Consider the following 21,893-nt stretch of genomic DNA (forward strand, 5'->3'; position numbering starts at 1 on the left):
CGTCAGCAGCCGCGACGACACGCGGCGGAGGCCACCCGCAGCAGGTCGATGTGACCGCGCGTGGTGAGCAGGGCTGAACGCAACATGCGGCTGAACGTAGCCAGTGGGGGAGGGGGTGGTCAACGGGTGTCTTGAGAGGTGGACTTCGGGGGTGGGGCTGCGTGGGGGAGCGGGGTGGTCGGTGGGGGCTGTGTTGGGGACTGGGCTGGTCGGTGGGGCTGCGTTTTTGGGCGGATCGCCTCAGCCGCGTTGGCTGCGGCGGCGACTTGTACGCGGCCGGCAGCCGTTCCGTGTCCGCGTCGAGGGAACCTACTGGCGAGCCTCGCGACGAGGGAATCCGCCGACGGGCGATCACGACGAGGGAACCTGCCGATGAGCGCTCGTGACAAGGGAACCCACCGATGAGCGCTCGCGACAAGGGAACCCACCGGCCAGCGCTCGCGACGAGGTGCCTACCGGCCAGCACCCGCAAGGGGAGGACCCGCCGACCAGCACCCCACGACCCGGACGGCGACAATGACCCCATGTCCGATGCCTTCACCACCCGCGTCCTGCACATCACCTCCGGCTCCAGCGAACGCGTGATCGACCTCACCCGCGACTGCGAATCCTTCCTCCGCGAGGCCGCCGGCAACCGCGACGGCCTCCTCAACATCTTCGTCCCCCACGCCACCGCGGGCATCGCCGTCATCGAGACCGGCGCCGGCAGCGACGACGACCTCCTCGCCGCCCTCCACACCCTCCTCCCCGCCGACAACCGCTGGACCCACCGCCACGGCTCCCCGGGCCACGGCCGGGACCACGTCCTCCCGGCCTTCGTCCCACCCCACGCGACCCTCCCGGTCATCGCGGGCCACCTGGAACTGGGCACCTGGCAATCGGTGTGCCTGGTGGACACGAATAAAGACAACGCCAACCGCCAGGTCCGGCTCAGTTTCCTGGGCTGAGCCTCCGGAACGCCTCTGCGGCGGATGTGGATAGCGACTGCTCGGCGTACATCGACTGTCGAGGATGAAGCCGGCCACGCCCTCCCTGGAACGCCAGCGGGAGGCATCCTGACGGCCGTTGCCGCGGTCGGCGGTCATGTCATCGGCTGCGCCGACGACCGGGAGATCTCGGGTGCCACCGACCCGATGACCTGGCTGAAGCTCGGCCACTGGCTCTGGGGCGAGAAGGGACCGTGCGACGGCTTGGCGGCGGCAGCCGTCGACTGCCTGAACACCGGCTACAAGATGCGCGACGAGGGGAAACTGCTCGTCATCTTCGGCCATGACGGCCCGTGGAACCTGGACGACTCCGTCGACGAGAACCGCTTCACGATGGAGGCGTGGGGTGCGCAGATGGAGCTGCGCGCGATCCAGCGCCGGAACCGCAGCGCGACGGAGAAGACGCGTGCGACGGGCCGCCCCAAGGGGAAACCGTCCTACGGGTTCCAGCAGGTCGTGTCCCTCGTCATGGTGTTAGGGATCAACTGGCGGGCGTGTTCGGGGCGTTGGGCAGCGCCGGGGCGCTTTCGCGGTAGATCTCGCCCATGCTGCCTTCTGGGAGGTAGCGGCGGGGGAAGGCGATCCATTCGTCGTGCATCTCGAAGAGCACGGCGGTGACCAGCCGGATGAGCGCGTCGTCGTTGGGGAAGACCTGGACGACGTCGATCCTGCGCTTGATCTCCGGTTCACCCGTTCCAGCGGGTTCGTCTACTGGATCTTCTTCCAGTGCCTGGGTGGGAAGTCCGCGAACGCGGTCAGATCCTCCTTCGCTGCCAGCAGCATGGCTTTGACCTTGGGGAACTGGGTGCCGAGCATGTCGGCGACGGTGTCCAGCTGGGTGCGCACGAGGCCGGCGGTGGGCTGGGTGAAGATCGTGCGGATCGTTGCGGCGGCCTTCCCCAAGCTCTCGCCTTCGTTCGAGCAGGGGAGACCCCACCACCGGAATCCCGGTCGATCACGCTGAAGACATTTCGCAGGAAATGAACCCTGCACCGCTGCCAGGCGGTGCCGAGCGTGACCTTGCGGACCGCGGCGACCAGACGGACTCCGGACAGGCCGCGCTCACGCAGCGAGCGCAGGAACTCTTTCCAGAACGCCTCGCTCTCGCTGTCGCCGACCATCAGGCCCAGGACCTCGCGGCCTCCGTCCTCGGTGATGCTCCCCTCAGCCTCGGGCCGGGGGTACCCCCAGTGGCGACCACGACGGCCCGCGAGACGATCTGGTGGTTCACCCGTGCCTTGCAGAGGTCGCGTCCAGGGCCGCGCAGATCCGCGACACCTCCGACTCCGAGATGCCGCTGTCCCCGCCGAGGGCTTTGACCAGGTCATCGACACTGCGGGTGGACACGCCGTGCACGTACGCCTCCATGATGACCGCGTAGAGGGCCTGGTCAATGTGGCGCCGCCGCTCCAACAGGCTGGGGAAGAAGCTGCCGGTGCGGACCTTGGGAATCTCCAGGTCCAGGTCGCCGGCCAGCGTGGTCAGCACCTTCTCCCGGTGTCCGTTGAGGACGTTGGTCCGTGTCGGCGGGTGCTCGTTCCACTCCGCGCCGACATGCGCGGTCGCCTCGGCCTCGATCAGCTCCTGCACCATCGGCTGGGCGATGGCGCGGATGAGCTCGATTCCGTCGGTCGAGCGTAGTGACTCAAGCAGCCGTATCAGCTCAGACTGGGACAGGGCCATCGTGCACTCCTCGTAGTTGAACTGGGCGTTCACCAAGGAGGGCTACGCGGTGGCCCGCCTCCTGTTCAGGGAGCGGAGCTCACTCGTGGAAGTGCGCCCCGGGCAGACGCCCGCGCACTCCCGACTAGTGATCCCTTACACCACGACAAGGGACACCATCCAACCCCCGCTGGCGCGGGGACGACGGGCCACCTCCTCTTCACGCCGGGGATCATGGTGTCGTCCCCGCGCCAGCAGGGGTTGGCTTTGTTCATGGGTTACGGCTCTGGTCCTAAGAAGTGGACCAGAGCCTGGGTTACGACGGCGGTTGTTCATGGGGATGGGAGGCACCCAGTGAAACGGATGGGTGCTGTTCACGAGTTTTGACGGCGCGTCGATCCTTGCCGCGAGAGCCTGATCATGCTGTTGCGAGAGGGAGACGGTCTGCTGCGGCAAGTCGTCCACCGGGTCAGGACGCGGCAGAGCCTGTTGCACGGCGCCATCGCAGGTAGCACAGCGCGCTCGCTGTGACGATCAGCGGCCAGAGGAGGTACCAGCCCGTCATGACGAGGAGTGCCACGACCGCGATAAGCGTGAGAAGCGCGGAGCGGTGGGGCAGGGAGCCACGGGGAAGGAGGCGCAGGGCGGCGGCGGTGCCCAGGGCGTACACGGTCACGAACGATCCGGTGGTGAGCAGGACGAGCGGCTGTGGGCCGACTGAGGCGACCGTGGTGATGGTGAGGGCGAGGCCCGACAGCCCGGATACGACTGCCAGACTGCGGCGTGGCACCTCGCCGACGCTGCTGCCCTGACTGAGCCAGGCGGGCAGCGCGCCGTCCCGGCCGAGCGCCGCGCCCAGTTTCGCCGCGCCGGCGAAGTAGGCGTTCATCGTGCCGAGGGTGAGGAGCAGGGCAGCAGCTGCGGACAGTGTGTGGACTGTTCCGCCGATGCCGAGGGCGAGCAGTTCGGACAGTGGGGCCTCGGAGGTGCCGGCGGCCGGGCCGAGTACGAGGACGCTCGTGGTGGCGACGGCGAGGTAGAGCACGCCGACGACGGCGACCGCCAGGGCGGTGGCCCGGGGCAGGTCGCGTGCCGGACGGCGGAAGTCGGCTGCCAGGTGGGTGATGGCCTCCCAGCCGGCGAAGCTCCACACCAGCAGGGCCGCAGCCGAGCCGATTGCGGGCCAGCCGTGCGGTGCGAACGGATACAGGTTGCGCACGTGGGCGTGTGGCAGCGCAGTGGCCACGGCGACCAACAGGAGCGCGACAAGCAGTACGGCGAGTGTGAGTTGCATACGGCCGGTGACGGTCAGACCGAAGCCGTTGGCTACGGCGACAAGGATCAGCAGCACCGCCGCCGTGATCACCACCGTGCGCCTGCCACCGCCCACCGCAGTCGCGACGTACGCGCCGGCGAACATGCCCGCTGCTGGAGCACCGGCGGGTACGGCGAAGTAGAAGCACCAGCCGACCACTGCCGCCGCCCGTGCGCCGAAGGCATGCCGGACGTAGGTGGAGACGCCGCCGCCGTCCGGGTAGCGGGCGCCCAGTGCGGCGAACGTGGTCGCCAGGGGGATCGACAGCAGGACCAGCCCGAGCCAGGCCAGCAGCGAGGCCGGCCCGGCCGCCCGCGCCGCCAGTGAGGGCAGGGCGATCACGCCGGTGCCGAGTACCGCGCCTATGTACAGGGCGGCTCCCTGCCAGAGGGTCAGTCTCCCGACCGGCCGAACCGGGAGTTCCTGTGTGGCCTGCGCACCGGTCATGCGGAACCCTCCTCGGTCCGACGGAAGGCCATGGTCCAGTTGGTTTCCCAGCTCTGCCCGCCGTCGATCGAGAACGCCTGCTCCCAGTGGGCCGATACCGGCGTGATCTGCGACCAGATGAAGCGGCACAGGACCGAGGTGCCGTCGTGGGTGTCGGCGCCGTGGAATTCGCCGTGCCCGTCGTCGTGGAACCGGCCGACGACGGGCGGCTGCAGCAGCCCGGTCCGGCTGTTCACCCAGTTCAGCGACCACTGTGAGCGAACGGGGTCGAACAGGCGGAGCGTCAGGCCGCTGAAGCCCTTGGTCGGGAAGCTGATCTCGTCGAGGTTGGCGGCACCGCCGAACAGGGTGCCATGACACACCGCGGTGCCCGGAAACTCGTCCCACTCGGCGCTGCCGGTCAGCGGCGCGACAAGCCGCCGGTTCGTCACCTCCCAGACGCCCACGAGGAAGTCGAAGTCGCCGATGCCGGGCTTGCGGGTGGATGGAGTACTCATCTGTGCGTGTCCTTTGCCGTATCCGGTGCGCTGGGGTATGCGCCCGGCCGGAAAGCTAATCCGGCTTCCCTGACAGCCCATGTCAGTGGACTGCGGCAGACTTTCCTCGTGCGTGCGAGCCGACTGCTGTCCGTCCTGTTGCTGCTGCAGACCCGCGGCCGGATGACTGCCTGGCAGTTGGCCGACGAACTGGAGGTGTCGGTCCGTACGGTGTACCGGGACATGGAGTCGCTCGCGGCAGCCGGTGTTCCGCTCTACGGCGCCCCCGGTCACGATGGCGGTTACCGGCTGGTCGACGGGTATCGCACCCGGCTGACCGGACTGACCCCCGAGGAGGCGGAGGCACTCTCCCTGTCCGGGCTCCCCGGCCCGGCTGCGGACCTCGGGTTCGGCACCGTGCTCGCTACCGCTCAGCTCAAGCTGACGGCCGCGCTGCCCGATGGGCTGCGCGACCGGACCGGCGTGATACGGCAGAGGTTCCACCTGGACACCTCCGGTTGGTACGCCGATGCAGACACCACCCCACACCTGGCCGCCGTGACCGACGCAGTATGGCGCCAGCACCGCATCTGCGTCCGCTACCGACGGTGGAAGGCTCCCCAGGAAGTGACCCGGACGCTGGAGCCCTACGGGCTGGTGCTCAAGTCAGGCCGCTGGTACCTGGTGGCGGGCCGATCGGAACAGATCCGCACCTACCGCATCTCCCAGATCCTCCGGATCCAGGTACTGCACGACCGCTTCGAGCGGCCCTCAGGCTTTGACCTGGCCGCACACTGGCAGTCCTATCTGGCCGACTTCGACGCCCGCCGTCAGCAGGGCGAGGCGGTGGTACGGCTCTCGCCACGGATCCTGGAAGAGCTCCCGGACCTCATGGAACCGGCGGTGGCACGCGCCGCCCAGGACAGCGCCGGGCCACCGGGCCCCGACGGCCGCGTCCAGGTCGTCATCCCCACCGAGTCTGTCGACCACGCCGTCCGCATGCTGCTACGGCTCGGCGCCGAGGCCGAAGTCGTGGCGCCCACTGAATTGAGGGCACGGATGGCGCAGACGATCGCCGCCCTGTCCGATACCTATCGACACCCGCCCAGCACGGTATGACACCGTGAGGGACGCCCCCGATTCGTCGATCTGCCGCCCTCATGGATGCCGGGCCGCCTCACTCGGTGACGTCATTTCTCGCGAACATTCACGGTGCCGTCGATCGATAGCTGCCTCCCGAACCGGTGGACAAACGCTGCCATGTGAAGTGAACGAAGCCATTGCTCGGGGTCCACCAACTCCGCCAGCACCTGCGCGAGTTCCGTCCCCCGCCCGGCAGCACGAACCCGGTCCGCGAGACCCAGAACCCGCTCCCCGACGGACAGTTCCTCGACCGCCGGACTCAGCGACGGGGACGCGACGACCTCGTACCGGGCCGCTACGAGCATCCGCATCGCGTCGCCCACGGCCTCCTTCTGCTCCTCACGGAACATGGTGGTCGCCAGCCGGAACCGGACGCCGTACCAGTCCGCATGCCGGGTGAACCCCGCCTTTTTCAGCAGCTCGTGCGCGAGCTGGTCACCGCCGGTGGCGACGACCGCTCCCGACGGCTGCTCGGTGATCGTGACAGTGACAGGCACAGCAGACTCTCCAGCCGCGCAGCCGACGACGGACCGGACACGACACCCGGGACTGCGCTGAGGGAGAGGGTCCACATGAACCGGAGCTTGGACGGGCGGGAACCGCGTGATAGAGGCGAGGGGCAGGTTCCGCTGTTCGTCTGCTTGTGCAGGTGTCGCTGCCTCCTACTAAGGTTCCCCATCGCAACGCTTGAACGAGGTCCGAACAAGTGGACGTAGGGCTGCGGGGAGGGGCACGGGGATGGGTTACACGATTCCGGGTTGGCTGGATGAGGTTCTGGACTTCATCGGGATCAAGTTCCCGAACGTGGACGAGGACGATTACCGCGAGATGGCCACGGCGATGCGGGAGTTCGCGGAGAACTTCGAGGGGCATGGCGCGGACGCGCATCTGGCGTTCGCGCGGATCCTGTCGTCGTCCGAGGGCTGGGCCGTGGACGCGATGGAGCGGCACTGGGGCCAGGTGAAGGCCGGTCATCTGGAGAAACTCCCCGAGCTGGCGCGGCTGTTCGCGGACGCGTGCGATGTCCTGGCGGACATTGTCTTCGGGATGAAGACGAAGGCGGAGGCCGAACTCGCGATCATGGCGGGGTCGGTGGGCCTGTCCATCGGGCTGGCGTGGGTGACGGGGGGTCTGTCGGCGGTGCTGGGCGCGGCGGAGATCGCGGCGATGCGGCAGGTGGTCAAGCGGATCGTCGACGAGGCGGTGGACCGGATCGTCGACGAGGTGATCGCGAAGGTGACGGAGCCGGTCAACGCGAAGCTGGAGGCGATGGTCGAGGACATGGTGCTCGACCTGGCGGAGGGCGCGTTCTCGATGCCGGACAGCGCCGGCGGGTCCGGTGGCAAGGGTGGGCACGGCGGTATGCAGATCGCCTCGGCCGGAGGCGGGGGTGGCGGGACCGGCGGAGGCGGTGCGGAGAAGGTCACCCGGATCGACCACACCGAGTTCGAGGGCGGCGCTGGCAAAGTCGCCTGGCACGGCGGGGAGTTGCGGGTGGCGGCGTCCTCGCCGCTGGGGCGGGCCAGGGGTGCGTTCGGGCGGAGCAAGGGCCGCGACCCGTTCACGCAGGCGTTCGACAGCGTGCTGCACGGCGGACTGAAGGGTACGGAGAAGGCCCTCGACAAGGTCGCCAAGCACATCACGGAGACGATCCCGGAGCGCACGCGTGCGGCTTCGCGGCTGCACAAGAACACCGACCTCGGCGTCGCCGACCGGGCCAGGAGCGTCGATGTCGGCAAGCACGACGCCGGCGGCTCGGACCACACGCGCCCGGCCGGCACCGGCAAGCCCCTGCCCGGGTCTACGAAGGACGTCCTGGCCGACGCCCGTGGGAAGGCCGTCTCCCTGGACCGGCGTCACTGCAAGACCGACCCGGTCGACGTCGCGAGCGGCGAGATGGTGCTCTCCCAGACGGACCTCGGCCTGCCGGGCATCCTGCCGCTGGTGCTGCGGCGCACGCACATCTCCGGTTACCGCTACGGCCGTTGTTTCGGTCCGAGCTGGGCCTCGACGCTCGACGAACGCCTGGAGCTGACAGGACAGGGCGCGGTCTGGGCGCGCGAGGACGGCTCGCTCCTCGTCTACCCCCGGCTGCCGACCGCCCCGGACGAGCCGGTCCAGCCGGTCGAGGGCGAGCGGATCCCGCTCACCCATGAGGGACGCAGCGTGCTCGGCGAAGTCACCTACACCACCCGCGACCCGCACTCCGGGCGAATACGCCGGTTCACCGGCAGCCCGTACACCTCTGGCGGCCTGTACTGGCTCACCGGGATCGAGGACCGCAACGGCAACACCCTGGAGATCGTCCGCGACGACGAGGGGCTGCCCGTGGCCGTCGCTCACCACGGCGGCTACGACGTACGAGTTTCCTGCGACCGGACGAGCGGTCACGTGACCGCCCTGGAACTGCGTACGGAGACCGGCCCCATCACGGTCTCCTCGTTCGACTACACCGGCGACGACCTGACCGAGATCACGTCCTTCGCCGACACCGCAGCGCTGTGCTTCACCTACGACGACGAGCACCGGGTGACGTCGTGGACCGACCGCAACGGCCACACCTATACGTACGTGTACGACGCGGCCGGCCGGGTCGTGGAGACCGTCGGCCCCGACGGAGCGCTCTCCTCGCGTTTCGAGTACGACAGTTCCGAACGCGTCACCCGGTTCACCGACTCGACGGGCGCGGTCACCGTCACCCGGTTCAACGCGCTCGGCCAGACCGTCTCCGAGACCGACCCGCTCGGCCACACCGTCCACTCCGTGTGGGACCGCCACGACAACCTGCTGGAGCGCACCGACCAGGTCGGCGACACCGCCCGCTTCACCTGGGACGAGCGCGGCAACCTGGCGGAGATCCGGTTCCCGGACGGCAGCACGTCGACCACCCGCTACAACGCGCTCGACCTGCCGGAGGAGATCACCGGCACTGATGGCACGACCTGGCGCCAGACCTTCGACGAGCGCGGCAACCGCACCCGCATCACCGCACCGGACGGCACCGAGACCCACTTCACCTACGACGCACGCGGCGCGCTCCTGACGGTGACCGACCCCGTCGGCGCGAGCGAGCGCTTCACGCACGACGCGGCGGGTCTGGTGCTCTCCCGCACGGACGCCCTCGGCCACACCGCGTCGTCGGGGCGTGACGCCTTCGGCCGCCCCGTCCGGTTCACCGCTCCCGGCGGCGCGACCACCCACCTGGAATGGCTTCCCCAGGGCTGGCTCGCCCGGCGCACCGCACCGGACGGCTCCGTCGAGCGCTGGACCTGGGACGCGGAGGGCAACTGCACCTCGCATACCGACGCCTGCGGAGCCGTCACCCGTTTCGAGTACACACACTTCGACCGGCTCGCAGCCCGGACCGGCGCGGACGGCGCCCGCTACACGTTCGTCTACGACACCGAACTACGCCTCACCGAAGTCCTCAACCCGCAGGGACTGAAGTGGAGTTACACCCACGACGCGGCCGGCAACCTGACCTCCGAGTCCGACTTCGACAGCCGCACGGTCACCTACACGTACGACCCGGCCGGCCGCCCCGTCGCTCGCACGACCCCGTCCGGCGCCCGGATCACCAGCGAGTACGACGCGATGGGCCGCGTCACCGCCAAGGACGTCGAGGGCCGCCGTACCCACTACACGTACGACGCGGCCGGCCGCATCCGCTCACTGGCCTCGCCCACCTCGACGCTCACCCTGGAACGCGACACGCTCGGCAGGGTCGTCGCCGAGACCGTCGACGGACGCACGGTCCGGTTCGCCTACGACGCCGCCGGACGCCGTACCACCCGCATCACCCCCACCGGCGCCGTGACCCACTCCACCCACGACGCGGCCGGCAACCGCACCGAACTGCTCAGCAACGGCCACGCCCTGGCCTTCACCCACGACGCGTGGGGCAAGGAACTCACCCGCAGCCTCGGCCCCGCGGACGCCCCGGTCACCCTCGCCTCGGGGTGGAACGACATGGGCCGCCTCACCGCACAGCACCTGACCGCCGGCACCCGGACCCTGCACGCCCGTACCTACGGCTACCGGGCCGACGGCTGTCTGGAACGCGTCTCCGACGGACCCCACGGCACGACCCGCAGCTTCCGCCTCGACCCGGTCGGCCGCCCGCTGAGCGTCACGGCGGAGAACTGGACGGAGACGTACGCCTACGACAGCGCCGGCAACGAGACCCACGCGGCATGGCCGGACCGGGCTGCGCGCCCCGAAGGCCGCGGTACACGCGTCTACGAGGGCACCCGGGTCCTGGCCGCCGGACGCATCCGCTACGCGTACGACGCCGCCGGACGCACCGTCCTGCGCCGGAAGACCCGCCTGTCGAAGAAACCGGACACCTGGCACTACACCTGGGACGACGAGAACCGGCTTGTCGCCTGCACCACCCCCGACGGCGCCCGCTGGACCTACACCTACGACCCGCTGGGACGCCGCACCGCCAAACACCGCATGGCCGAGGACGGACACGCTGTCGCGCACTCCGTGTACTTCACCTGGGACGGCACCCGGCTGGCCGAACAGACCGACACCGCCCACCAGGTCGCCACGACCTGGGACTACGACGGCCACCGCCCGCTGACCCAGTACGAACGCCGCCTCGACCCCGGCTCACCGGACGACGTCGACGCCCGCTTCTTCGCGATCGTCACGGACCTGGTCGGTGCCCCCAGCGAACTCGTCGACGAGCACGGCACGGTCGCCTGGCACGGCCGGTCCACGGTCTGGGGAGCCACGAGCTGGAACCGGGGTGCGGAGGCGTACACACCACTGCGCCTTCCCGGCCAGTACGACGACGCCGAGACCGGCTTCCACTACAACTACCAGCGTCACTACGACCCCGACACCGCGCGCTACACCAGCCCCGACCCGCTCGGCCTGGGACCCGCCCCCAACCCGGTCGCCTACGTCACCAACCCGCACACCCGCATGGACCCCGAGGGCCTGATCGCCAAGGGATGCACGGAGAACGGCGGTTGGTACAGCGGCCTGAAACCCGCGAACCTCCTCAACGACAAAAAGGAACGGCGCAACCCCGTCGACCAGGAGATCAACCACATCCCCGCCAAAGCCTCCTACTCCCACTTGGACGTGGCCGGCTTCCGGACGGACAAGAACGGTGGCGGCGCCGGCATGGGCCCCGCGATCCGCATGGACGCCGAGGACCACCGGGAGCTGACGAGCACCGGCTCCAGCAAGGAGAGCGAACAATGGCGGGCGAACCAACGGCAGTTGATCGACGCGGGACGCTGGGACGAGGCCATGAAAATGGACATCGACGAGATACGCGAGCTCTACGGCGACAAGTACGACACCCACATCAAGGACATGGTCGACAGCCTGGCGAGCAACAGGAAATTCCAGGCCATGCTGACCGCGAAGGGGTGGACGATAAACTACGACATCCTGAAATGACGTCGTGAAGGAACGAGGAGTCGGCCGTGGACCTGGTTCTCGACCCGCCGCACGGAGTCGCGCCGATCCTGCTGGGCATGACGTTCGACGAGGCACTCGCCGCGGTACCCGGCTGGGGCGAACCCCGTGTGCTGCGGCGCCCGAGCCGCAACTCGGCGAAAGCGTCCTGGACCCTCGACCACGTCGGCGTACAGGCGCTGGCCGAAGGCGGAACCCGCATCACCGCGATCGAACTGTGGTGGCCCGGCGAAGGCCGTACCTCCACCACCCGTGTCCTGCTCGACGGGGACGAGGTGTTCACCACCCCCGCTGCGGACCTCTTCCACCGCGCCGCCGAACGGGGCTGGACGCTCGACACGTCCCAGCCCGAGTACCCCGTGATCCCCGGCGTGTCACTGGGCTTCACCCGCCAGACCTCCCAGGAGGTCGAACGGGACGCCGACGGCTTGCCGACATACGTCACCTCGGTCCTTGTCGCGGGCAAGGACTACTACAACTACCGCTACGAGAACCAGGATTGATCTGCCCGACCTATCCTCCCCTTTGAATTCCTGGCCGCCGTCGGGACCGAGCAACGGCTCTTCCTCATGTCAGGCGAACGGGTTCTCTGTAAGCCGGTCGTCGGAGGTGGCGGCTTGCAGGAGTTCGGGAAGGTCTCCGGGGTCGGCGTTGCGCTGGTCGAGCCACCATCCCGCACGGGTGATCAGACGGGCTTCGTTCTCCAGCGACTCCCATTCCTCTTCGGTGTGTTCGCCTTCGGCGACGAGGGTGGTGTAGGCGGCGGTGAGGAGTTGGTGGCGGCAGCGGACGGCCCAGGGGACGGCGCGTTCGGTGCCGTCGAGTGGGGGCATGTGGTGGTGTTCGGCCCAGGTGTTGGCTTCGGCCTGTTCGGTGGCTCGTTGTTCGGTGAGCCAGGTGTCCTTCGAGGCGGTATCGGTGGTGCGGGAGGCGCGCCAGCAGTCGGTGCAGGGGCTGCGGGTGAGCCAGTCGGCGAAGCCGGCGCGGCGGTCGGCTGGGCGGTCGGAGAGGTCGCGGTCTGCGGTGTGTCCGCAGGAGTGGGTGATGGTCCAGGTGGTGGGTACGGTCACGGGTGATTCCAGACGGGCAGTGGGTCAGCGGGTGCGGGAGGGGAGCGAAGGGAGCGGAGCCGGTGGGGGAGAGGCAGCCGGTGTGCTCCTGGCCGATGGCCGTGAAGTGGCCGAGCGAGCAGGGCTGTTGGCCATGGCTATCGCACTCATCGGGGGGGCGCCCCGGTCGGTGGGCGGCGGGAGGGACCTGCGGGGAGCGGTGCGCGACGGCTTCGGCGAGGGCGGGCTCCACGGCGACGGTGTGACCGGTCTCGTGGAGGGTCCGGACGGTGCCGGCGACAGTTGTCAGGGCGTCGAGGTGGGCGGGGAGTGTGTAGACGTCGAGGGACGGCTGGTACTCCCAGCCGAGGGCACGCAGGGCGTAGTCGCTGGGTGTGAGGGCCTGCCGCAGCTCGGCGGTGGCGTGGGCGAGGACACCGGTCCGGGCGGAGAAGACCGCGCGGTCCCAGGCGGGCAGCGGGCAGCAGGAGGGAGCGGATGCTCTGCGCTGAGGCGTTGGCGTCGGCGGTCACAGGAAGCGGTGCCGGGCCGGGGACGGGGCTGTCGGGGGTGAGATGCAGGCGGGCCGGGAGGAAGGTGAAGGCGGTCGTGTCCCGGTAGGGGCCGGCGTCCTGGACGAGCAGGACACGGTGGCGCGGGCCGGTCAGGAGCGCGGCGCGGGCTGCCGAGGCGGAGACTTTGCGGCCGGTGTCGGACCCGGTGCTCCACAGGGTGTGGAAGAGCCGCCAGTGGGCGAAGGAGTCGAGGTTCAGGGACGTGGTGGTCCAGGCGCCGGGGAGCGTGGCGGTGACGGTCCCGGCGTAGGCGGTGAAGGCGTGGTCGAGGCGTGCTGCCTCGGAGGGTTCCAGCGCCGCCCGCGCACGGACGAGATGGTCCTCCCAGCCGGAGAGGAACATGCTGAAACGGCCTGCGGCGTGCTCCGGGGTGGACGCCGTGTTGAGGAGGACGACGGTCGGTTCCCGTATCGCCGCGGCCGTGTTGTCGGGCAGGTCGGTGGGGCGCAGCGGTCCGACGAGGTAGCGGTGGGCATCGGGGTCGGTGCGCGGGACGATGACGAACTCGGTGCCGCCGGGGGTGGTCAGCAGAGCTGCTTCCGACGCCTTGTCCAGGGCCTCGTGTAGGCGGGTGCCGAAGCCCCAGAGCGTGTGTCCCTCCGGTCGTGCCGGTGTGGCGGTCCAGCCCAGCTCGGCGGCGAGGGCGGTGGCGAAACGGGTGAGGTCAGAGGCCATAAGTCGTCCTTTCGGCAGAGCGAGAATGCGGAGATCGGGCGGTTTGGCCGCGCCGGAGATCGGTGCTAGAGGCGTCCACGCGAGCGGGGTGCGGCAGGAGGGATGGACGCTGCCGAGGCTGACGGGGAATCGGCAGGGTCACCGTGCTGATCGCCGGCGGATCGGGCCAGGGCCGCCTGGACACGTCCCGGGCACGCAGACTGGTCGACGCCGGTCCAGTTGGCCAGGTGATCAGCGGCCCTCGCCAACGCTGCGCCGCTGTAGCCGAGTTCGTCAGCTAAGCGCTGGCCTTCGGAATTACGGATCTCGTGGGCTCGTTTCGGCGCACTCATCACTGAGCTGGTGACTGCGGGGTTTATACGAACGCTGAAAGTCGCCGGGGTTCGCGCTATGCCGGAGAGTCGAGGTATCCCGATGACGGCTGACTGACGCTCCAGGAACGGGAGTGAGTAAGTCTGGCTGGCATGGCCGTTTTCTACTGGACCGCTGCCGGCAGATTTGAGGGAATGATTAATTCCACGGCCGGGAATCGGACAAACAGTGGAAGGTTCGCGCCATGGTTCTTGTGTGGCGCCTGCGAACCTACGAGGGTGGTCGGCGGTACGACACGCATTCGATTCTTCTTGGGGGGAAATGAAGGCGCGTTTTATCGTCCCGCTTCTCGCGGCGGGGGCTCTGTTGGTCCCGGCTGCTGCGGCGTCGGCTGCTCCGGGCGGCAGCACGGGGAGGGCCGTCGCGAAGACTGCCGCCTTTCCCGTGTGGTGCACGTTCCAGGGCGAGAAACCGTTCCAGGTCACCCAAGGTGGCCCGCTGTACGGCCAGGGCCATTACACGGGTTGCTCGACTCCGGCGCCCGACCAGTGCCGGGTCCAGGTCGATCTTCAGGTGTACGTGCGCGACGGGTACTGGCGCGCGGTGAAACACAAGGACAGTGGGTGGACGAGGTGCAGCGGGCGCTACACCACTCCAGGGCTCACGTGCGTGCATGATAGAGAAAGGGAGACGTACAACACTCAGGTAATCTTGCAGGTCGAATACAACGGACGCTTCAGTGAACCCGGAATCGCGGACTCGAACAACACGGTGATCGACTGCTGAAGTCTGTTCACCCGTAACGGCCTGCCGGACTGATTCGGTAGGCCGTTTTCGGCTTCGGTCGCACAAATGAAAGCGAGGTAATAGCATGCACGTTCATTTCGAAGCAGTAGACCCAGAGAAAATGATCAGGTTCTGGGGCGGCATTCCGGGTTGGGGTGGGTACAGCGTCGGCGCAGCGAAGTCTCCGGCTGTGCTACCGGTCGTCACCGTCCTTGTCGGAACGATCGCCGAGCAGGTCCAGACACTGATCGCCAGGGGCGCCTCTCTCGTGGAACCTCACGATCGTATGCACGCGCTGATGACGGATCCGGAAGGCAACAGGTTCATGGTGGTGCTCGACCCCGATCACGAAGCATGACGTTCTCCAGCGTGGACGCGGCACTGTTTGTTCCCATGCGGGCGTCGGTGTCGAACAGTCGGCGTTCAGCAGGGTGCAGGAGGTGCTGGGTGATGAAGGAGCGTCCGGCGACCTTCCATAGGCCGCGTCCCTTGGTGAGGGAGGAGACGCCCTGGGTCTCGACGCCGGTCAGTCCCAACAGGGAGGCTGTGGCGGCGAGTTGGTCGGGTTCTTGGCGGTAGATGATGCGGGTGGAGTAGTCCGCGAGGAGTCCTTCGGCGAGGACCCGGCCGCGTGATCCGGCGTCACCGGCGGACAGGAGGTCGGACAGCCGGTGGATGATCATGAGGTTGGCGATGCCGAGTCCGCGCGAGAGCTTCCACTGGGCCTGCATCCGCTCCAGCAGTCCGACGTGGCGCATGACCCGCCACGCCTCGTCGTAGATCACCCACCGGCGTCCGCCCGCCGGGTCGGCGAGCGCGGCCTCCATCCATGCCGAGGCGCAGGTCATCGCGAGGACGAGTGCGGTGTCGTCGCCGGTGCCGCCGAGGCGGGAGAGGTCGATCGACAGCATCGGTGTCGCCGGGTCGAAGGCGACGGTGGAGGGTGCGTCGAACATGCCGGACAGGTCCCCGTGGATGAGCCGGCGCAGTGCGTGTGCGAGATCGTCCGAGGCGATGCGTCCGCCGAGTGCCTGTTCCAGGCGGTGCGGGGTGCCGAGGACGGCGGCGATGTCCCCCAGCAGCGGCACCGTCCCCACCCGGTCGGCGTCGGCGACGGTCAGGTCGAGCGCGACGTCGAGCGCGGTGTGCTCGGCCGGACGCAGCTCCCGCTTCAGCACGGTGCGGGCGAGGCCGGCGACCAGCAGCAGACGGCGCTTGCGGACCTCGGCCGACCAGTCCTCGGGTGCGACCGTCGCGGGACGCGCGGGAGCGTCGAGGGGATTGAGCCGTCCGGGAAGGCCGGGTCCGAGCGCGATGCTCTGACCGCCCAGCGCCTGCGCGACCGCCGTCCACTCACCCTTCGGGTCGCAGGGGACGTAGACGCGGTATCCGTGCGCGATCGCCCGCGTGGCGATCGACTTCGCGAGCGCGCTCTTGCCCATCCCGATGATGCCGGCCAGCACCGCGTTGGGGTTGGTGAACCCCTCGATCCGGCCGCCGGCGTACAGCGCGAACGGGTCGTAGCAGAACGCGGCCTCCGCGTGCACGTCACGGCCGATGAAGATCCCCTCGGCGCCGAGACCGCCTTCGGCGAGGAAGGGGTAGGCGCCGGACGCGGTCGCGGTGGTCAGCCGGTGCGACGGCAGCCGCACCTTCCCGCCGCGCGCCGATGCCGGACCGGGACGGCCCGATGCGGGGAACACCGGCTCCAGTTCCGGGTCCGGACCTGCGGTTTTACGGGGACGGCCGGTGTCCTGGGCCTTGCGGGCGCGGTGGCGAGCGGCCGTGTAGGCGGTGCGTGCGGCCTTGCGGTCGGTCCGGCCGCTCCTGCGCGGGGTGAACAGGGAGGTCGCGGTGGTGCGGTTCATCGGGGGTCCCTCTGGGTGCGGAGGTCGGCGGGGGTGGTGCGGCGGCGGATGAGGCGCAGCGCGTCCTGGTGACGGCGGCACACGGCGCGGTCCGCCGGCCGGGGTACGGGAGCGGGGGTGGTGTGGGATGCGTGGTGGAGGAGGTCGGCGACCTGCCAGGCCCGTATCCGCGCCGTCCGCAGCGGTACGGCCAACTCGCTGATCGGGCGGGCTCGTTCGGAGTGGACGTCGATCAGCCGCAGGAGCGCGACGGCGTGCGCGTGGAGGGTGTCCAGCTCGCCGGGGTCGGCGACGAGCGGTCCGTCGGGGACGGCCAGGGTCCGGTGCAGGTCCAGGGCGGCGGTGGCGAACGGCAGGAACTCCCCGCCACCGCCGCCCGGTTCACGGGGACGCATCCGTCTCTCACACGGCGAGCACGAGAGGAAGAGCCGCGCAGGTGAACGCGTCGGCCTGCTGCCAGGTCAGCACACGCAGGTCCAACTGCGCGGCCACAGCGGCGGTCTCGACGGTCGCGCACGCCGCGCGCAGCTTCTCCGGCGTGTCCGCCGACACGGTCAGCAGGCCGGTCAGAGCGACATCGGCGTGACCGGCGATGAGCTGCCGCTCCCGTTCACGGATGTCGGCGTACTCGATGCCGTCCGCCTCCGACTCGACCTGTCCGCGCCGCGCGCGTTCGCTCGCGTCCGCGATCACCGAGGCTTTGCGGCGCTGGACGTCACGCATCGCGGACTCGATGTTCTTCGGCGTGTAGGAGAGGGAGAGGGTGCGGCGGACCCCGGCGGAGAACAGCACCTGGTGCAGGAACCCGGCGCCGACTTCGGTGCGCGGCCAGTTCTCCACCCAGTAGGTGGTGTGGCAGGCGGTGTCCGTGGTGATCCGTCCGGGTTCCTCGGCCACGACCACCGGACCGGCCGCAGCCGGATCCGCGCCGGGGACGCCTTCGGGAGTCCACGCATCCAGGGACGGCAGCGCGGCGGGGTCGTAGGCGGTACGGACGACCGACGCGATCTGCCGCGCGTTCAGCCAGCCCAGCGGGGTCAGTCCGGCGGTGCGGGCGGCTTGGTCGAACGTCGCCGCCAGCTGTCCCAGCACCGCGAACCCGCCGGTCAGACCCCCTCCGGCCTGCGCGATGAGACGTCGGGTGGCCTTCATGTCCAGGGAGATCGCGACGTACGACTCGTGCGGTGCCGCCGCCGGACCCGCACCCGCGATCAGCTCCTCGTACAGCGGCCCGGCCAGCGTCGCCCGGGGGTGGCCGTGCTGCTGCCAGTAACGGCGCAGCGCGTCACCGGAGTCCGGGACGGTGCGCTCCAGCACCTGGATCCGCGCGACCTGTCCCGTCCGGGCGAGCGCGGCGAGCGCGCGACCCCAGCCGGTGACGTTGGCGTGCTGGGTGCCGGGGTCCAGGAGCGCGTAGGCGCGGGAGGCGACGCGGACCACGGCGGTCAGGGTCGCGGCGTGCGGGTCGTGGACCGCGCCGAGCCGCCGATCGGGGGAGGTGGCCACGCGCAGGCTCGCCGCCCTCCCCGGCAGGTTCAACACCCCCTCCCGCACGGGCCGTCGCGCGGGACGCGTCAGCCACAGGAGCTGGTGACGGACACGGCGCAGGGTGTAGCGGACGACGACCGGAGTCCAGTCGGCCAGCGAACGGCCGCGATGCCGGGCCAGCGTGACGGCCGTCAACACCGCCCACACGGGAAGCAGTTGGAGAGCGCCGATGATCCCGCCGACCCAGCGCCAGCCGCACCCGGCGCAGCCCGCCGGCCCTTACCGGGTCCGGCTGGTCGAACACCCCGGCCCCTGCGCCCCGCGCGGCATGCCTGTGTGGTGCACCGACCAGGGCCGCAACGTCGGGGTCCGCTGCGGCCACACCTGGCACGAACCCGAGATGACCCGCGCCGGCTACCACGCCGTCAGCATCCCCGGAGGCCCCAGCACCTGCCCGGCCGTCGAAGCCGCCCTGGGAGCACTCGGCTTCGACGGAACCTTCCGGGGCGTCGTCACAGTCGGCCCACGGCTACCCCCATGGTGTCGCCCGCGCCGACGCTGATGGAGGTCACCGCGTTGGTTGCGGTGTTGATTGCGAACACCGTTCCCTGGGGTGTGCCCTTGCCGTAGGAGCCGACCACGTAGGCGCTCTTTCCGTCAGGGGTGAGGGCCACTTCCGAGGGGAGGAAGTACCTGCCTGACCCGGTGGTCGGGGGGATGTCGCCGATGGGGACGGTCTTGGTGACCTTGTCGGTGGTCAGGTTGAGCACGGACACCTTTCCCTGACGGATCTTGTTGTTGACGCCCGTCACGTAGGCCCGCTTGCCGTTGGGGCTGATCGTCAGCCCGCCCGTGCCGGCGTCGGGGATGGTGCGGACGACCTTCTGCTTCACGAGGTTGACCACCGAGACGGTGCCGCTGTCCCCGGTCACGTAGAGACGCTTGCCGTCAGGGGTGACCGCCATGCCGTTGGCCGTTTCGTCGAGGCGGATGGTGGCGATGACCTGGTTGGCAGCGGTGTCGATCACGAGCAGGCGGCCCTTGCTGTCGGCCACGTAGAGGCGCTTGCCGCCGGGGTTGATCGCCACCTGGCCGGGCCTGCTGACCTTGATGGTGGCGGAGACCCGGTTGGTGGCGGTGTCGATCACCGACACCTTGTCCCCGTCGACGGGGTTCTGGACGGCCACGTAGACGTGCTTGCCGTCGGGGGCGATCGCTTCGCCGTAGAGGAGGTCGGGAGAGAGCTCGTCCTTGTCGAAGGGGATGTCCGTGACGCTCTTCTTGGCGATGTCGACCGCCGACACGTACTTGAAGGCGTTGGTCACGTAGAGGCCGGCGTCGTCGGGGGTGATCGCCACCTGGTCGGGTACGCCGCCGACGGCGGTGGTCCCGAGCCCCTGGACCTGGTTGGTCCTCGTGTCGATCGGGTACACGTGGCCGTCGAAGCTGGCGACGTAGGCGTAGACCTGCTGCGGCTTCGGCGCGTGCGGGGCGGCGGCCGTGGCGGGCGCGGGCGCCAGGAACGCCAGCCCTGACGTGACGGCCACGGCGATGGTTCGCCGTACAGCGGATCGCTGAAAGTGCACGTGGACCTCCGGATCGGCGTGATGATCTCTCGCGCCGTCAGATGTACCGCGCCACTTGTCCGGGCGTCGGCGGATCAGTGGGTCAATCCCCCGGAAGAGTGCCGGCCCGGACTCAGGCGGTCCCCGGTGTCACAAGCCCCGACTCGTACGCCACGACCACCAGCTGCACCCGGTCCCGCGCCCCCAACTTGCCCATGATCCGGCTGACATGGGCCTTCGCGGTCAACGGGCTGAGCCCCAGCACCTCGGCGATCTCGGCGTTGTTGAGACCGCGCGCGACCAGCGCGAGCACCTGCCGTTCCCGTTCGGACAGCTCGCTCGGCCCGCCCACCGCGGAGGCCGGCGCGGTGTTCGGCGCGCGCAGGAAGCGGGCGATCAGCCGCGAGGTGGGACCGGGCGAGAGGAGGGACTCCCCGGCGGCCACCGTCCGGATGGCGTCGAGGAGTTCGGCCGGCCTGATGTCCTTCACGAGGAAGCCGGACGCCCCGGCCCGCAGCGCCTCGACGACGTGCTCGTCGGTCTCGTACGTCGTCAGGACGAGCACCTTCACCCCCGCGAGATCCTCGTCGGCGGCGATGAGCCGGGTCGCCTCGATCCCGTCGAGGTCGGGCATGCGGATGTCCATCACGACGAGATCGGCCCGCGCCGACCGGGCCAGCGCCACGGCCTCCCGCCCGGTGCCCGCCTCGGCGACGACCTCCATGTCCCCGGCCGACGAGACGAGCATCGCGAAGGAGGACCGTACGAGGTGCTGGTCGTCGGCCAGCAGTACGCGGATGGTCATCGGACCTCGCCTTCCCGGGACAGCGGCAGTGTGGCGGTCACCTCGAAGCCCTCGGCGGGCCCCGGACCGGCGTCCAGTGTGCCGCCCACGCTACGGGCCCGCTCCCGCATTCCGACGAGCCCGAACCCGGGCGAGCCGTCGTCCCCGCCCGTCCCGTCGTCCCTGACACTCACCCGCAGCGCGCCGTCCGCGGTCCACAGCCCCACCCGCACGGTGAGGTCCTCGCGGCCACCGTGCCGTACGGCGTTGGTGAGTGCCTCCTGCACGATCCGGTACGCGGCGGCGCCCACGGAGGGCGGGACGCCGTCCGCGCGGACGGACAGTTCGACCTTGGCCCCGGCCACCTGGCCGGTCTCCGCGAGAGCGGCCAGCCCGTCGATCCCGGGCAGCGGCCCCCGCATGTTCTCGACCTCCGAGTCCGCCCCCACGGCCGTGTCGTCCGCCCGCAGCACCTCCAGCGTCGTCCGCAGTTCCCCCCGCGCGGTCCGGCAGGTCTCCGCGATGTCGTCCAGCGCCTGGGCGACGGCCTCGCGGTCGAGGCGTTCGGGGTCGGCGGTGAGGACGTGGGCCGCCACGGACGTCCGCACGCCGATGAGCGTGATGCTGTGGGCGAGCAGGTCGTGCAGGTCACGGGCGATCCGCAGGCGTTCCTCGGCGACGCGGAGCCTGGCCTCCTCCTCCCGGGTGCGTTCGGCGCGTTCGGCCCGCTCGACGATGGAGGCGACGTACAGGCGGTAGTAGCGGACGGCGATACCGATGACCAGGATCGCGATGATCCAGCCGGAGATCTCCAGGGACTCCAGCGCCCCCTCCTGGTTGGTGAGGCCGTTGCTGATCAGCGTCGGGACGAGGACGGCGACGCCGGTGAGCAGCGTGCGGCGTACGGTGCCGGTCGCCGCGACGGTGTAGAGCGCCAGGGCGATCGCGGGGGCGGGCGGGGCGGGGTTGTAGTCGAAGGCGTAGTACGGAGCCATGCAGACCACCACCCCGAGCAGGGCCGTCATCGGACTGCGCCGCCGCCACACGAGGGGCACCTGACCGGCGATCAGCAGCTTCCAGCTGAGGTGGCCGGGCGGGTTCCCTTCGCCGCCCATCAGGGCGACGGCCAGGGTGAGCACGGCGACGCCCAGCGCGAGGACCGCGTCGCCCCGGGCGCGGTGCGGCGCGGTCAGCGGTTCGCGGTGGACGGCGGACATGACGCGCTCGACGCGACGGGACCATCCGCCGCCACCGGCCGCCGTCTTTGCCGCCGGCCGGTCGCGTACCTCTGTGGTCGTTCCCCGTTCTTCCACGGCTCCATCT

Annotated in this window: 16 protein-coding genes and 2 pseudogenes; 5 read left to right on the forward strand and 13 right to left on the reverse strand. The window is 69.9% G+C overall.

Annotated elements, in window-relative coordinates; all coding sequences use genetic code 11:
- Positions 1-2 precede the first annotated feature (2 nt).
- Positions 3-86 carry a putative leader peptide gene (locus J8M50_RS50100; protein ID WP_349817350.1) on the reverse strand — a complete coding sequence of 28 codons (84 nt, stop codon included), beginning with the start codon at positions 84-86 and terminating at the stop codon, positions 3-5.
- A gap of 438 nt (positions 87-524) precedes the next feature.
- Here J8M50_RS50100 and J8M50_RS18955 point away from each other — a divergent pair, with 438 nt between their 5' ends.
- Positions 525-947 carry a secondary thiamine-phosphate synthase enzyme YjbQ gene (locus J8M50_RS18955; RefSeq protein WP_010355405.1) on the forward strand — a complete coding sequence of 141 codons (423 nt, stop codon included), beginning with the start codon at positions 525-527 and terminating at the stop codon, positions 945-947.
- A 520-nt stretch (positions 948-1,467) separates the two neighbouring features.
- Here J8M50_RS18955 and J8M50_RS18960 read toward each other — a convergent pair.
- The 3 genes and pseudogenes from J8M50_RS18960 to J8M50_RS18970 all read right to left on the reverse strand — a co-directional run bounded on the left by J8M50_RS18960 (position 1,468) and on the right by J8M50_RS18970 (position 4,907).
- Positions 1,468-2,669, reverse strand: a pseudogene (locus J8M50_RS18960) (IS256 family transposase).
- Positions 2,670-3,117: 448 nt separating this feature from the next.
- The gene (locus J8M50_RS18965; protein WP_010355401.1) at positions 3,118-4,410 is read right to left on the reverse strand and encodes an APC family permease; all 1,293 of its coding nucleotides are present in this window, start codon (positions 4,408-4,410) and stop codon (positions 3,118-3,120) included.
- Complete coding sequence (locus J8M50_RS18970) at positions 4,407-4,907, reverse strand: hypothetical protein (RefSeq protein WP_010355400.1); 501 nt, start codon at positions 4,905-4,907, stop codon at positions 4,407-4,409. Before J8M50_RS18970 ends, J8M50_RS18965 begins: the two co-directional genes overlap by 4 nt.
- Before the next feature lie 108 nt (positions 4,908-5,015).
- Between J8M50_RS18970 and J8M50_RS18975 the strand changes: the two genes are divergently transcribed.
- Positions 5,016-6,005 carry a helix-turn-helix transcriptional regulator gene (locus J8M50_RS18975; RefSeq protein WP_010355399.1) on the forward strand — a complete coding sequence of 330 codons (990 nt, stop codon included), beginning with the start codon at positions 5,016-5,018 and terminating at the stop codon, positions 6,003-6,005.
- 71 nt (positions 6,006-6,076) lie between these two features.
- On the opposite strand, the gene J8M50_RS18980 is transcribed toward J8M50_RS18975, so the two are convergent.
- Positions 6,077-6,526, reverse strand: a complete 450-nt coding sequence (locus J8M50_RS18980; protein ID WP_010355398.1) for a hypothetical protein — start codon at positions 6,524-6,526, stop codon at positions 6,077-6,079.
- 241 nt (positions 6,527-6,767) lie between these two features.
- Here J8M50_RS18980 and J8M50_RS18985 point away from each other — a divergent pair, with 241 nt between their 5' ends.
- Both J8M50_RS18985 and J8M50_RS18990 read left to right on the forward strand, forming a co-directional pair.
- Positions 6,768-11,450, forward strand: coding sequence for a DUF6531 domain-containing protein (locus J8M50_RS18985; RefSeq protein ID WP_010355397.1), 4,683 nt, complete (start codon positions 6,768-6,770; stop codon positions 11,448-11,450).
- A gap of 26 nt (positions 11,451-11,476) precedes the next feature.
- Complete coding sequence (locus tag J8M50_RS18990) at positions 11,477-11,971, forward strand: hypothetical protein (protein WP_010355396.1); 495 nt, start codon at positions 11,477-11,479, stop codon at positions 11,969-11,971.
- Positions 11,972-12,040: 69 nt separating this feature from the next.
- On the opposite strand, the gene J8M50_RS18995 is transcribed toward J8M50_RS18990, so the two are convergent.
- A complete protein-coding gene (locus J8M50_RS18995) occupies positions 12,041-12,538 on the reverse strand; it encodes a hypothetical protein (RefSeq protein WP_010355395.1) in 498 nt (165 codons plus the stop codon).
- Between the two features lie 146 nt (positions 12,539-12,684).
- Positions 12,685-13,767 (reverse strand): hypothetical protein, encoded by a 1,083-nt coding sequence (locus tag J8M50_RS19000; RefSeq protein WP_010355394.1) that lies wholly within the window; start codon positions 13,765-13,767, stop codon positions 12,685-12,687.
- Positions 13,768-14,950: 1,183 nt separating this feature from the next.
- Between J8M50_RS19000 and J8M50_RS19005 the strand changes: the two genes are divergently transcribed.
- Complete coding sequence (locus J8M50_RS19005; protein ID WP_141655597.1) at positions 14,951-15,223, forward strand: VOC family protein; 273 nt, start codon at positions 14,951-14,953, stop codon at positions 15,221-15,223.
- Here the strand turns inward: J8M50_RS19005 and J8M50_RS19010 are convergent.
- The 6 genes and pseudogenes from J8M50_RS19010 to J8M50_RS19035 form a co-directional block, all read right to left on the reverse strand.
- A complete protein-coding gene (locus J8M50_RS19010; protein ID WP_010355392.1) occupies positions 15,189-16,733 on the reverse strand; it encodes a putative type IV secretion/conjugal transfer ATPase in 1,545 nt (514 codons plus the stop codon). The genes J8M50_RS19005 and J8M50_RS19010 overlap by 35 nt on opposite strands.
- The gene (locus tag J8M50_RS19015) at positions 16,730-17,128 is read right to left on the reverse strand and encodes a DUF6238 family protein (RefSeq protein WP_010355391.1); all 399 of its coding nucleotides are present in this window, start codon (positions 17,126-17,128) and stop codon (positions 16,730-16,732) included. The genes J8M50_RS19010 and J8M50_RS19015 overlap by 4 nt, the downstream gene beginning before the upstream one ends.
- A gap of 7 nt (positions 17,129-17,135) precedes the next feature.
- Positions 17,136-18,458: pseudogene (locus J8M50_RS19020) on the reverse strand (SCO6880 family protein); the annotation flags it as partial.
- A gap of 275 nt (positions 18,459-18,733) precedes the next feature.
- The gene (locus J8M50_RS19025; RefSeq protein WP_010357878.1) at positions 18,734-19,768 is read right to left on the reverse strand and encodes a YncE family protein; all 1,035 of its coding nucleotides are present in this window, start codon (positions 19,766-19,768) and stop codon (positions 18,734-18,736) included.
- A gap of 151 nt (positions 19,769-19,919) precedes the next feature.
- Positions 19,920-20,591 carry a response regulator gene (locus J8M50_RS19030; RefSeq protein WP_010357877.1) on the reverse strand — a complete coding sequence of 224 codons (672 nt, stop codon included), beginning with the start codon at positions 20,589-20,591 and terminating at the stop codon, positions 19,920-19,922.
- Positions 20,588-21,883, reverse strand: a complete 1,296-nt coding sequence (locus tag J8M50_RS19035; RefSeq protein ID WP_100216878.1) for a sensor histidine kinase — start codon at positions 21,881-21,883, stop codon at positions 20,588-20,590. Before J8M50_RS19035 ends, J8M50_RS19030 begins: the two co-directional genes overlap by 4 nt.
- Positions 21,884-21,893 lie beyond the last annotated feature (10 nt).

It is taken from the genome of Streptomyces acidiscabies, assembly GCF_020010905.1.
GTDB lineage: Bacteria > Actinomycetota > Actinomycetes > Streptomycetales > Streptomycetaceae > Streptomyces > Streptomyces acidiscabies.